At 63.5% G+C, this 13,102-nt stretch carries 11 protein-coding genes and 1 pseudogene; 7 read left to right on the plus strand and 5 right to left on the minus strand.

Features of this window, described 5'->3' with window-relative positions:
- Window positions 1–44 precede the first annotated feature (44 nt).
- The 3 genes from fliD (at window position 45) to OKW38_RS19165 (ending at window position 5,638) form a co-directional block, all read left to right on the plus strand.
- Window positions 45–1,673, plus strand: coding sequence for a flagellar filament capping protein FliD (gene fliD, locus OKW38_RS19155; protein WP_429362699.1), 1,629 nt, complete (start codon window positions 45–47; stop codon window positions 1,671–1,673).
- A 19-nt stretch (window positions 1,674–1,692) separates the two neighbouring features.
- Entirely contained in the window at window positions 1,693–1,992 is a 300-nt protein-coding gene (locus OKW38_RS19160; protein WP_090802452.1) for a flagellar protein FliT, read from the plus strand.
- Between the two features lie 211 nt (window positions 1,993–2,203).
- Complete coding sequence (locus OKW38_RS19165) at window positions 2,204–5,638, plus strand: tetratricopeptide repeat protein (protein ID WP_429362701.1); 3,435 nt, start codon at window positions 2,204–2,206, stop codon at window positions 5,636–5,638.
- A 516-nt stretch (window positions 5,639–6,154) separates the two neighbouring features.
- Here OKW38_RS19165 and OKW38_RS19170 read toward each other — a convergent pair.
- A complete protein-coding gene (locus OKW38_RS19170; RefSeq protein WP_429362703.1) occupies window positions 6,155–6,634 on the minus strand; it encodes a hypothetical protein in 480 nt (159 codons plus the stop codon).
- Window positions 6,635–6,780: 146 nt separating this feature from the next.
- On the opposite strand from OKW38_RS19170, the gene OKW38_RS19175 reads away from it, so the two are divergent.
- Window positions 6,781–7,722, plus strand: a complete 942-nt coding sequence (locus tag OKW38_RS19175) for an aldo/keto reductase (protein ID WP_429362705.1) — start codon at window positions 6,781–6,783, stop codon at window positions 7,720–7,722.
- 418 nt (window positions 7,723–8,140) lie between these two features.
- A complete protein-coding gene (rpsU, locus tag OKW38_RS19180; RefSeq protein WP_006050883.1) occupies window positions 8,141–8,353 on the plus strand; it encodes a 30S ribosomal protein S21 in 213 nt (70 codons plus the stop codon).
- Between the two features lie 101 nt (window positions 8,354–8,454).
- On the opposite strand, the pseudogene OKW38_RS19185 reads toward rpsU, so the two are convergent.
- Together OKW38_RS19185 and OKW38_RS19190 are read right to left on the minus strand one after the other, a co-directional pair.
- A pseudogene (locus OKW38_RS19185) lies at window positions 8,455–8,879 on the minus strand (hypothetical protein).
- A 162-nt stretch (window positions 8,880–9,041) separates the two neighbouring features.
- The gene (locus tag OKW38_RS19190) at window positions 9,042–9,638 is read right to left on the minus strand and encodes a DNA-3-methyladenine glycosylase I (protein ID WP_090802461.1); all 597 of its coding nucleotides are present in this window, start codon (window positions 9,636–9,638) and stop codon (window positions 9,042–9,044) included.
- Between the two features lie 140 nt (window positions 9,639–9,778).
- Between OKW38_RS19190 and OKW38_RS19195 the strand changes: the two genes are divergently transcribed.
- Window positions 9,779–10,669 (plus strand): BadF/BadG/BcrA/BcrD ATPase family protein, encoded by an 891-nt coding sequence (locus OKW38_RS19195; RefSeq protein ID WP_429362707.1) that lies wholly within the window; start codon window positions 9,779–9,781, stop codon window positions 10,667–10,669.
- Window positions 10,670–10,716: 47 nt separating this feature from the next.
- Window positions 10,717–11,538, plus strand: coding sequence for a Cof-type HAD-IIB family hydrolase (locus tag OKW38_RS19200; RefSeq protein ID WP_090802464.1), 822 nt, complete (start codon window positions 10,717–10,719; stop codon window positions 11,536–11,538).
- 101 nt (window positions 11,539–11,639) lie between these two features.
- Here the strand turns inward: OKW38_RS19200 and OKW38_RS19205 are convergent, their stop codons facing one another.
- Together OKW38_RS19205 and OKW38_RS19210 are read right to left on the minus strand one after the other, a co-directional pair.
- Entirely contained in the window at window positions 11,640–11,933 is a 294-nt protein-coding gene (locus OKW38_RS19205; protein WP_090802466.1) for a PXPV repeat protein, read from the minus strand.
- Between the two features lie 288 nt (window positions 11,934–12,221).
- Window positions 12,222–12,989: a histidine phosphatase family protein gene (locus OKW38_RS19210; RefSeq protein ID WP_090802467.1), complete on the minus strand. Its 768-nt coding sequence runs from the start codon at window positions 12,987–12,989 to the stop codon at window positions 12,222–12,224.
- Between the last annotated feature and the right edge of the window lie 113 nt (window positions 12,990–13,102).

The raw sequence follows: 13,102 nt of genomic DNA on the forward strand, positions 1-13,102 counted from the left end.
GTTAAATCGCTTTAACCGGCATTGCCGACGCACGGAGCCTCCTCATGTCCACCGTAACCGGATCGACCTCCACCGTAACCGGATCCACCACCAGCGCGATCGCGAGTGCAGTCGCCACCACGACAGCCGACGCCAACGCCACGGTGCAGGCAGCCGCCCAGTCGATCATTAGCGGCTCGACCAATTCGTCGATGGACACAAGTTCGCTCGTCACCGCGCTCGTCAACTCGAAGTCTGCCGGCCAGGCCGCGACCATCGCTGCCGAGCAGACTGCGGACAACACGCTGATCTCGGCCTACGGCACGCTCTCCGCGGCACTGTCCGCGTTGCAGGCCGCCGCCGAGCCGCTCAGCGACGGTGCGACGCTCAACTCGTTCTCGTCCACCTTGAGCGGCAGCGGCGTTACCGCCACGGCCAGCACGGGCGCGGTGGCAGGTTCGTACTCGCTCAATGTGGCGCAGGTCGCCACGTCGCAAGTGCTCACCTCGGCGGGCTACAGCTCGACCAAAAACCTGGCTTCCGGCGCGGCCACGATGGCCCTGACGGTCAACGGCAAGACCAGCACGATTTCCCTGAATAGCTCGAACAGCACGATTGCCGGCATTGCATCGGCGATCAATTCGGCCAACGACAATCCCGGCGTGGTCGCGACCGTGGTGACCGGCGCGGACGGCGCGCATCTCGTGCTGCAATCGACCTCGACCGGCGCGTCGAGCGGCATCAGCATCGCGATCAACGATTCGAGCTCGACCGACGGCCTGAACAAGCTCGCGGTGACGACCACCAACGGCAAGGCGATCTCCAGCGCGAGCGACCTCACCGCTCAAGTTTTGGATAGCAGTGGCAACCCGGTTCTCGATAGCAACGGCAACCCGGAGACCTACAACCCCAGCCAGTCGACCATTTCCGGCACAGGCTGGACCCAGACGCAGGCCGCCCAGGATGCGTACTTCACGCTCGGCGGCGTGGGCGTAACCAGCTCCTCGAACTCCGTGACGACGGCCGTGTCCGGCGTGACGCTGAACCTCACGGCAGCGGCGGTCGGCACCACGCAGACGCTCACGATCGCGCAGAACACCAGCGCGGAGTCCTCGGCGATCAACAATTTCGTCAGCCTCTACAACACGCTCGTCACGACGATGGGGGCGCTGACGGCGTACAACGCGAACTCGACGTCGCAGGGCGTGCTAATCGGCGATTCCACGTTGAGCACGATCCAGAACCAGCTCGCCAAGATCGTGAGCGGCGGCGTGGGCACCGGCACCTCGCAGACGACGCTTGCCGCGATCGGCATTACGCTCCAGGCGGACGGCACGCTGTCGGTGGACAACACGACGCTCAGCAATGCGTTGCAGAACAACCAGTCGGTTGTAGCCTCGCTGTTCAATTCGACCAATGGCATCGCCGCGCAACTGGACGACAGCATCACAAACTACACCTCGTCCGGCGGCATCATTCAAAACCGTACGGACGCGATCAACGCCGACCTGACTAGCCTCTCGAACCAGCAGACGACGCTTACAGCGTGGCAGGCTCAGCTCACCAGTATGTATACTGCGCAGTTCACAGCGCTCAACACACTGATGGCAACGATGAACAACAACTCGCAATACCTCACGCAACTCTTCGGTGGCACCAACAGCGCAGGCGCGCTCGCCACGAACAAGAGCTGAGCGCGACGAGGAGCGAGCCATGCAGAACGTCGCCCCGATCGAGCGCATCTGGCAGATAACGAAAGACCTCGAACTGGCGGTCGCTGTTGGCGAGTGGGAGCGGGCCGCGCAGCTCGCGGACGAGCGCTCGCCCCTGCTGACGGCGCTCGGCGTGCCCCAGCCGCAGGAGGTCATCGCGCGGCTCAAGGAGATCCACGAGATCGACAGCCGCATCGTCGAGGCCGCGCAGGCCGCGCAGCAGGTGCTGGGCGCCGAGTATCAGGCGAGCATGCAGGCGAGCCGCAACGCCGGGCAGTATTTGAGCATGGCGCGGTACTGAAGCAGGAGCAACGGTTCATTGCGTCCTTCGCGGCGCAAGCGCGTACCCTGGCCCGCCTTGTGCGGGCTTTTTCTTTTCCGTTTCTTTGCCCTGAGAGTTCATCGAAGGCAAATTGGCGGCCGTTTTGGCGCTAGCTCGGACGATCGGCGTAATTGGCCGCCGCCCATAATTCGAACGGTCCGAGTTCTTGACGCGTACGCGCGCCTTCGTCATGACCGCCTTCCTCTGCACCGCCACACCTGCTGCCAAATTGCAGCAGAATCAAGACATTTCGCTCACCATGCAGCGCGCGATCGAACATCATCGCCTGCAGGAATATGACGAGGCGGCCGCGCGCTATGCCTCCGTCCTGGAGGCCGCGAGCGATCACACCGACGCGCACTACCACCTCGGCGTGCTGCTCATGCAAACGGGGCGACCCTCCGAAGCAGTGCCGCATTTCGAGGCGGCGCTTGGGCAGATGCCGAAAAATGGGCAGATCTGGGTCTACTACATCAACGCCCTCGTCGCCAGCCAGCAGACCGAGGCGGCGCGCGTCGTGCTCGACCTCGCGCGGCATCAAGGCCTGCCCGAGGCGGCCGTCCAGATGCTGCACGCGCGCATCAGTGGGGAAGAAGCGCCGCTCCCGGCCACGCCGGAGCCCGAGGCTGCGACCGCTCCCGCTCCCCAGGCTGATGCGAGCGGGAGCGACTCGCGCCCCCCTGCGGCATCCGATACGGACGAGCGCGTGAAGCTCGATACGCGCCGCGCAAGCCTCAAGGAGGTGCGCCAGCTCCAGCATCTCTTCAACAGCGGGAAATTCGAAGCGGCGCTGAATGTGTCCCGCCGCCTGACGCATCAATATCCGTCGCATGGCGAATGCTGGTACGAACTTGGGCGTGTCCTGCAACGCACGGGCCGCTACAACGAGTCCGTCGAGGCAGCCGAGCACGCCGCCCGCTTGCTGCCCAACTTCATTGCCGCCCGGACGATGCTGGCTGACGGGCTGATCACCACCCGCCAGTATCAGCAAGCCGAAACGCATTGCCGCCAAGCGCTCGAAAAATATCCCGAAAGCGCCGTGCTACATCGCAACCTGGGTACCGCCTTACAGGAGATGGGCCGGTACGCCGAGGGGATCGTCCATCTCCGCCGTGCCGTGGAACTGGCGCCGAACGACGCCCTCGAGTACGACGCGCTTGCCCTCTTGTTGCTCAAGCATGGTCTGTACGACGAAGCCGAAACCGCCTTCCGCCGTGCGCTCGAACTGGCACCGATGCAGGCGATAACCCACAGCAACCTGCTGTTCACCCTGATGCACAAGCCCGATCTGGACGCGCTCAGCGCATTCGCGGAGTTCCGCGAGTTTGCAGCGCGCCACGAAGCGCCGCTGCGTGCGCGTCGGCCCCGGCACACCAATGACCGCGATCCGTCGCGGCGCCTGCGAGTCGGTTTTGTTTCCGGCGATCTGCTCGGTCACCCGGTTGCGTATTTCTTCCTGTCGGTGCTAGAGCATCTGGCGCTCGATTCGAGTCTGTCACTGCACATCTATTCGAACTACGCGGTGACCGACGGCTTCACCGAGCAGATTCGTGCGCATGCGCAGACGTGGAGCGAAATCTTCGGCATGAGCGACGACGCAGTCGTGCAGAAGATCCGCGACGACGGCATCGATATCCTCATCGACCTGTCCGGCCATACCGGCCGCAACCGGCTCGTGGCCTTCGCGCACAAGCCGGCGCCGGTCCAGGCGAGCTGGATCGGCAATCCGGCCACGACGGGCCTGGATGCCGTCGACTATTATCTGTCGGACCGTTTTGTCACGCCGCTCGAACAATTCGAGCGCCAGTTCTCGGAAAAGCTCGTGTTCCTGCCGGCGCTCGCGCCGTTCAAGCCGCACCCGCAAGCGCCGGACGTCAACGAGTTACCTGCCCTGAAAAACGGCTTCATCACGTTCGGCAGCTTCAGCCGCATCGTCAAGATCGGGCCTGAAGTCGTGGCGCTCTGGGCACGCGTGCTGCGCGAGGTACCGGATTCGCGCATGGTCATCGGCGCGATTACGGCACGGGAGCAGATGGACAAGCTGACCGGGCTGTTCGCGAGCGAAGGGATCGACTTGAGCCGTATCAGTTTTCTGCAGCGCGGGAATGTTCCGACTTACCTGCAGCAGCACAATCTGATCGACGTCTGTCTCGACACGTTGCCCTTCGGCAATTCGACCACGACCATGCAAGCGTTGTGGATGGGCGTACCCACCATGACCCTGCCCGGCGTTCCGATGGCGAGCCGCGGCAGCACGGGGTGGCTCTCGCACCTCGGGCTCGACTCAGCCTTCGTTGCGCAGGACAAGGACGACTTCGTGCGCAAGTGCGCCGCGCTGGCCGCCGACCCCGAAGCGCTCGCGGTAGTGCGCGGCGAGCTGCGCGAGTACTGCAGACAGTCGGTCCTGATCGACGCCGGCGCGATCTCCAACGCCGCCTCGCGCGCGTTTCGCACCATGTGGCAGCGGTGGTGCGACGGACTGGAGCCTGAGCATTTCGAGGTTCTGGCGCATGTCAGCAATGCGCACACCGCCGTGGACAACCCAGCAGGCCTGTCGCCCGAGCAGCGCGCCGCGCTGGCCGGTGAATTCGTCGATACGCTCACGCTCCTGCTCGACAAGCAGCAGTTTGCCGAGGCCGAAGCTGTAGCCCGCCAGTTCACCACGCTCTTGCCAGAAATCGGCAAGGCATGGCACATGCTGGCGACGTCGCTACGGCAGCAAGGGAAACCCTTTGAGGCACTGGAGCCTTTGCGCAAGGCCAATACTCTGCTGCCGAACGACAGGAACATCCGCCAGGAACTGAGCCGAGTCTCACAATACGTGAGCGATCTTGAGCGCATCGCGCCGGTCAACCAGGCTGAGCCAGCGAGCGAGCTGGCAGCGCTCAGGGCGGATAGCCGGCAATACCGGCATCCAGTCGGCGCCCTGATCGCCAACGTGCCGGTTCTGATCCCGACTTTTAACAACGTCACATATCTGCGCCGGATGGTGTCGCAGCTCCAAGGCAGAGGATTGCGCAATCTCATCGTCGTGGACAACGCATCGAGCGCCCCCGGTATGCTCGACTACCTCGCCAGCATCCAGGATACGGTGAGCGTCGCACGGCTCGACCACAATGTCGGGCCGCGCGCGTTCTTGCTTTCAGACGTCATCTATCACCGGCTGCCGGACATTTTCTGCATTACCGATCCCGATCTCGAACTGAATCCCGAGTTGCCCGATACTTTCCTGTTCGACCTGATAGACGCCACGGAAGCTTTGAAAATCGGCAAGGCCGGCTTTGCTCTCGACATCTCGCAACCCGCGCTGATGGACGAGAAAGCACTCTCCATCATGCAGTCGGACGGCGTGAAGAACTATGGGCTGATCGACTGGGAAGCACGCTTCTGGCAACAGCAGATCGCGGCGACCGCCAACGGTGACCCGATCTTTCGCGCGCCGATCGATACGACCTTTGCGGTCTACAACAAGCGGTACTTCCGCCGCGAAACTCATCTGGCTGCGGTGCGTTTCGGTGGACGGTACACGTGCAGGCATCTGCCCTGGTACAAGGACAACGGACTGGATGCTGCGGAGGATCAGTACTACCGCCAACACCAGGCATGGTCCACGTTCCTGAAGTGACCATTGCGCCTGGTCGGTCAACTAAAGCTTTGTTGCGGGCACGTGGGGTAGAGCGATAGTTCAGGCGACAGACTATCGGCGGTGCTAATGCATGGTATCCCGTAGCCATGGGCGTGCACTCAATGAGGGCCAACTAGCCAACTTCTCCCGCACCCGCTCGACCACCTCTTCCGCCAGAGCTGCGCGAGCAATGCGACCGCCGGCAACGACCGGTTTGCGTCGTTGTGATGTTGCGGCTTGCCCCGCCAAACGAGACCGACGCGCAATTCCGGCAGCAGCGCATCGAGCAGCGCGAGCTTTGTCGAGGAGCTGGGGTGCGTGGCAGCGGCGCTACGACCAAGGGGCTGAGCGGGCGCTTTGGGAGCGCGCTTGAAAAATATGCGCTGTGCGGCTGCGCTTGCGGGGAGGCTGGTGTGCCTGGCGGCGTGTGCCAGCCTCTCGCCCACACCAGGGATTGATGTATTGGAAGAGCGACGGGTTCTGCGCGGACGAGAAGGTTTTCTGCGACGCCTCCGCCTACCGAAGCCAGGATCGTGACCACGTTCGAGTACGAGTTGGAGAGCCGCGCCTCGCCCGTCGTGAGCGCGTTATCGAACGCCGCCGTACCCGCAGGCGTGTTGCCTGTTGGCGCTCGCATTGCCGGGCGTCACGCTGAACGCGTCGCCGTCCTTCGGGCGTACTCGAGATCGGGACGCTCAAGACGGAGCCGGCCACAATTACCGAGACGTCTGTGTACGTGCCTAACGTGCCCTTGCCCTGATTGGACGAGCCGGCCGCGGCGAGGTAGGCGGAGCCGTCTGCCTGCACGCTCTGGATCTGGAACAGCGTCTGACCGTTGTCGATGATCGTGATCTGCCGCGGGACCGACACCTGCACGTCGCGCGTGCCCGCGTCGCGGTTGTTCGTGACGCTGCCGCCGGCGGCATTCGTGAACACCAGCGGTGTTCTGAATAAACTTGAGACGCGCGCAAACTGTTGCGCCATCTTTTGCGCCATGCATCGACCGCGTTCAAGCGCGAGGCGTGCGGCGTAGCCTTCGTGCCCGGGGCTGCAACGTAGTGCAAGGCGGCGTATGCTCAACGGTCCCGGGTTTGCCCGGCCATTTCCCGCATTGCGTTCGCCCACTCATACTTGGAGCCATCATGGAACTACGCAGGATCGGCACTTCCTCGTTGCAAGTCGCCCCGCTCATGTTCGGCGGCAACGTATTCGGCTGGACGGCCGATGAAGCCACCTCTTTCTCGATCCTCGACGCGTTCGTTGAAGCCGGACTCAATTTCATCGACACCGCCGATGTCTACTCGGCCTGGGTGCCCGGCAACCAGGGCGGCGAGTCGGAGACGATCCTCGGCAAGTGGTTCCATCAGAGCGGCAAGCGCGAGCGGATCGTGCTCGCGACCAAGGTGTCGAAGCATCCGCAGCGCAAGGGGCTATCGGCCGCAAATATCCAGGCGGCGGTCGAAGACTCGCTGCGCCGCCTGCAAACCGATTACATCGACGTCTATTTCTCCCACGACGACGACACCGCGACGCCGCTCGCCGAAACGCTCGGTGCGTATCAGAAGCTGATCGAGGCGGGCAAGGTGCGCGTGATCGGCGCGTCTAACTATAGTGGCGCGCGCGTCGAGGAAGCGCTCGCGGTATCGCACGAGCACGGGCTGCCCGGGTATCAGTTGCTGCAGCCCGAATACAACCTGTACGACCGCGCGCAATACGAGAGCGACAGCGAGCCGGTGGCGCTCGCGAATCATCTCGGCGTGGTCGTTTATTACAGCCTCGCGAGCGGGTTCCTGTCAGGCAAATACCGCAGCGAGGCCGATCTGGCCGGCAAGGCGCGCGGGAGCCGGGTCGAAAAATACCTGAACGGGCGCGGCTTGCGGATTCTCGGCGCGCTCGACCGCGTCGCGCAACGGCACGGCAGCACGCCGGCCGCGATCGCGCTTGCATGGCTGATCGCGCGCCCGAGCGTTACGGCCCCTATTGCGAGCGCAACCTCGGTCCAGCAGTTGAAGAGCCTGGTCGCGGCCGTCCAGCTATCCCTCTCCGCCGACGATATTCGTGAGCTGGACGAAGCGAGCGCCTGATAAGGCGAACACCTCGGCCGCCAACGCGGCGGCGATCCGCGCCAGGGAATAGCCTGGCGCAATCGGTAAACCCCTGGTAGGATGGAGAGTTTCCTGATATGATCGGGAGTGAATTGAGATCTTTGCCTGTTTCGTCAGTGTTCTTCGTTGATGAAAGGTTGGCGAAACGGCAACTGACGCGGCTTTTGCATTACGTCTGTCCGCGTTCCGCGGTGAACTCCCCACCTCTCTTTTCCGGCCTCCGTGGCCGCTTTGCCTCTCGCTTCATTCGTGGTTTGGCCGGGGTTGTTTATCAGCCTCGCGTTTGCCTGTTACTGGCCATGAATCGGAGCGACCGGAGGGCCGGCGCGTGAGTGGTGACCTGAGCGGTTACCGCCATGCAATTAAACCCGTATCTAGTGATTGAGTTAGGAATTACATGACGACGATTCTTCTGAAGGAAAACGAGCCGTTCGAAGTGGCAATTCGCCGCTTTCGTCGCGCAATCGAAAAGAATGGCCTGATCGCTGAACTGCGTGAACGCCAGTCGTACGAAAAGCCGACCACGGCTCGCAAGCGCAAGAAGGCAGCAGCTGTTAAGCGCCTGCACAAGCGTCTGCGCAGCCAGATGCTGCCGAAAAAGCTGCACTGAACACGCTTTTTTAGATACGCCGAACGGCGGTGTGGGCTTCGAAAGAAGCCACATCGCCGTTTTGCTTTTATAGCGTCGGATTTTGCCCCTGCGTGCAGCCGTTACGCCGCGCTCCTCAGCCGCTCGGCCGACAGCCTGAACTCGCGCGCGATCGAGCCCAGCCGGTCGTGCCACTCCCATGTGCCGAACACGTCGTGCACGTTTTGCAGGCAACTGAGCAAGGCGATGGTCACCGGGTCGTATACGTTGATGCGGGCGCGAAGCAGCGCTTTTTTCAGCGCGGCCAAGCCGACATCCATGTAAGCGGGCACTTCGGCCGGTGGCTTGCCGATGAAGCGCACCGGAACGCCTTCCATTGCGGTCATGTAATCGCGCGGCTTGATCAGGGTGCCGACCGGGCAGCCGCCGCAATAGCCGCGGCAGGCGCCGACGCCCTCAGTAGCAATGCAGCGCGTTTCTGTTCGAACAGATGCGAGACGGACTGATCGTAAATGTCCTGGTGGGTCAGGAAGCTAAGTGTTTTCATGGTTGGTCTCCCGCGTCCGAGGCGGTAGTTATTTGTTGTTGAGCGCGCATCGCCTGAGCGCATGGCGACGAGTATCCGCCGTGCGTCGTCCGACGAAGGGCCGACTACGAGCATGAAAGGGCGCCAATTCACGCGTTTGCGCGTCCCGCGGACGCCGTGGCCTCACCTCGCCTTCCGACCACGCCCCTTCTTGCCCAGCGACACGCATCGCTCACGACACATGCAGGTCGTCTCATGATCGTTGACCATGCCGATCGCCTGCATGAATGCGTAGCAGATCGTCGAACCGACAAATTTGCAGCCGTAGCGCTTGAGCGCCTTGCTTAGCGCGTCGGATACTTCCGTCGACGCAGGTGCATGCTTATACGAAGTCCATTCGTTCTGAATCGGCGTGTCGTCGACGAATGACCACACGAAGTTCGCGAGCGAGCCATGTTCGGCCTGAATCTGCTGCACAGCGCGCGCGTTCAGGATGGCCGCCTCGATTTTGCCGCGATGTCGAACGATGCTTTCATCGGCGACGAGCGCATCCACGCGCTTCGGCGTGAAGGCCGCGACCTTGTCGATGTCGAAGTCGGCGAATGCACGGCGGTAGCCGATGCGCTTGTTGAGGATCGTCGACCATGACAAACCGGCCTGCGCGCCTTCGAGCACGAGCATCTCGAACAGGTGCTGGTCGTCGCGCGAGGGCACACCCCATTCGGTGTCGTGGTACCGTGCGAGCGCTTCGCTCGATACCCAGTTGCATCGTTGTGTCACTGTCGTGCCCCCGCCTGGTCATGTCGTTCGCCAGCATAGCGGAAGCGGTGTGCGCCGCAAGCTGGCCAATCGGCTAATTGTGCGATTCAAACTGACCTGCCACGCTAAGCGTTATTCACCCACGGAACTGATTCGATTCGATGAACCACGACTTCTTTCTGATCGGCGTCGACGGCGGCGGCACCGGCACGCGCGTCGTGCTCGGCGACGCGCAGGGCCGCGAACTGGCGCAAGCGGCAAGCGGCCCATCGGGCCTTGGGCTCGGCATCCCGCGCGCATGGCAGTCCATTCAGGCCGCCTGCGGCGAAGCGTTCCAGCGAGCCGGAGTCGCGCTGGACTGGTCGCGCTGCGTGCTCGGTTGCGGACTGGCGGGCGTCAACAATCGCGACTGGCTCGCCGAGTTTCACCAGCAGGCGCCGCGGCTCGCCGGACTGGCCGTCGAAACCGACGCCTACACGACCCTGCTCGGCGCGCACGACGGCGCGCCCGGCGTGATCGTCGCACTCGGCACCGGCAGCGTCGCGGCTTCGCTCGCGAGCGACGGCGAATTCCGCATGGCCAGCGGCTACGGCTTTCCATCGGGCGACGAAGCGAGCGGCGCATGGCTCGGCCTTCGGCTGATCGTGCACGCGCAACAGGCGCTGGATGGCCGCGTTGCCGTCGACGATCTCACGCAAGCGCTGCTCGCGCATACCGGCGCGCGGGATCGCGACAGTCTCGTCGTGTGGCTGTGCACGGCCAATCAGACTGCCTACGCGCGGCTCGCGCCGATCGCGATCGAACACCGCGCACATCCGTTCGCGGCGCGGCTGCTCGGCGAGGCCGGCGTCGAAGTCGGCAAGATGATCGCCGCGCTGGACGCGACGGGCGCGCTGCCGGTCGCGTTATGCGGAGGCCTCGGTACGCCGTTGCGCGAGTACGTGCCGCAGGCGTATCAGGCGCGCCTGCGCGAGCCGCGCGCGGATTCGGCGCATGGCGGCTTGCAACTGGCGCGGCGCGAGGCGCAGCGGCTGGCTCGGGGAGACCTGTAAAATACCCGCTTTGCCGCTGCCTCGACGGTTCAGCCGCCGGACTCACCATGTATAAAGTCATCGCCACGGATCTCGACGGCACACTGCTCAATGCCGATCACCAGGTAGACCCGTTCACGGTCGCCACGGTGCGCAAGCTCGAAAGCGACGGGCTGCAGTTCGTGATCGCCACCGGGCGGCATTACTGCGACGTCGCGGGCATCCGCGATCTGCTCGGCATCAATCCGTATCTGATCACCTCGAACGGCGCGCGCATTCACGCGCCTGGCAACACGGTGATCCACGCCGACGATTTGCCGCCGGCGATCGTTCAGCGTCTCGTGCAGCCCGAAATTGTCGGCGCGCATGGTCGAGTGATCGTCAGTCTGTTTGCAGACGAGGCGTGGCTCATCGACCGCGACGCGCCCCATCTGCTGGAATTTCACCAGGATTCCGGCTTCACGTACGAAGTGACCGACCTGCCGAAGCACGATGGCGTCGACATTGCCAAGGCGCTGTATATCGGCGATCCCGCCGATCTCGCGCAGGTGGCCGCCAATCTGGAACGCGACTTCGGCGAGCGACTGTACGTGACGTATTCATTGCCGGATTGTCTCGAAGTGATGACCGCGAATGTGTCGAAGGGGCGCGCGCTGCAGATCGTGCTCGAGCGTCTCGGTGTCGACGCGTCGCACTGCGTCGCGTTCGGCGACAACATGAACGATATCGATCTGCTCGAGACGGCCGGCCATCCATTCATGATGAACAACGCCAATCCCGATCTGATCACCCGTCTGCCGCATGTGCCGCGCATCGGCAACAATTTCGAGGCGGGCGTTGCGCATCATCTGCGCAAACTGTTTGCGCTCAACGACGAACTGGCATCTTGAACCGTGGTCACTGCGATTGAAAGCGGCCCGCATCCACTCGCGTGGATGCGGGCCGCAACAGTTGCTCGCGAAGCGCGCAGCGTGCGCTCCGCTTGCGCTCGTCAATCGCGCCAGCCGCGGTGCTCGCCTCGATTGTCATGACCCCAGCGATGGTTGTCGTGACCCCAGCCCCGGTCATCGCGGTGATAGTCGCGGTAGTAGTCGCCGCGCGGGTAGCGATGATCCCAGCCGCCGTAATACACCGGCTCCGGCGCCGCGTAGACGCGCGCGGGCGCTGCATAAACCGGGGCGCCGAGCGATAGGCCGACGCTCAGATCCGTATGCGCCTGCGCGACACCGCATGCGCCCGCCGCGAGTCCGGCAGCAACCAGCAAGTGAGTGACGATGCGTTTCATGTTGGTCTCTCCTGTGAGGCGACGTAGGTTTGTCGCGCAGGACCAATGTACGCACTCGAGGCGGGCAGGACTGCGACCAGATGTTACGGACTGCAAGCATCGTCGAAGTCATCGAAGCTAGAAAAAAACGCTCGCGCGGACGTTGCGCGCAAATACCTTACTTCGCTTGCAGCCGCGCCGCACGGGGCTTTGCGGCGGATCAATTCAAGCCGGCAGGCGGCTCGTCGCGCACGCACGCCGCTTGCCGCGCCGGCGCACGTAAACACGGCTTACATCTGTATTGCTCAATTAATCCGCCGCGGGCGCCGAAGCGGCCGAAGTTGCGGAAGAGGCCGCCCCTGCCGAAGATGCCGACACTCCCGGCAAGGCCGCGCAAGGGCAATCGGTTGCCCGCCCGTCGAGCCCTTCGCGATCGTGTTTGAAGCTCGCGCGCGGCGTGCCGTTCTGCCAGTCGAGTCGGACGATGTAAATGCTGTCGAAGTCGTCACTTTGCCATTTCGGCACGTCGGCCGCGCGACCGCCATGCGTGCTCAACATCTGCCGCAACAGCTTCTCGATCAGCTTGTGCTCCCAGGCAACGACGATCAGCTTGCCGCGATTGGCCGGGTCGACGAGCGCGTTGCCGAGCTGGTCGATCTGCGCAAAACCGTACGGTGTTTGGACCGGCATCTGGAATTGAATCGCGGTCGGTTCGATCGTCGCGAGCGGGCGCACGTAATAGTACGGATGACCGCCGTCGTCTTTTTGCTGGCCGGGGTCGGGTGCGTAGATCGCATCGGGCTTGCCGAATTTGGCGGCGATCACAGCCGGCAACGCGAGCGCACGGTTGAGCCCCTGGCAGTCTAGCTGGCCGTACCCCTGCGCGGGTTTCTCGCCGTGTCGAACGAATACGAGGGTTTCGATATTGCCGCCCGCCGCGGCTACAACGGGGGCCGCGGTCGCAACGACGGTCGCCGTGTTCGTCGCCGCGGGCGCGGCCGGCAACGCCATCGTGCTCGCGCACAGGCCGCCGAGCGACAGTGCGACGCCATGCAGGAATCCGCGGAAACGGTTCATCGAAAACACCTGTGCGAGGCTGGGAAGTCGCCCGATTCTAGCAGCGGTGCCCACCGGCACGCGGCCGGCGCGGCATTCATATCGCATTGGCGAGCGCAATGAATAATGGGCGC

This window comes from Paraburkholderia sp. MM5496-R1 (assembly GCF_050436205.1).
GTDB lineage: Bacteria > Pseudomonadota > Gammaproteobacteria > Burkholderiales > Burkholderiaceae > Paraburkholderia > Paraburkholderia tuberum.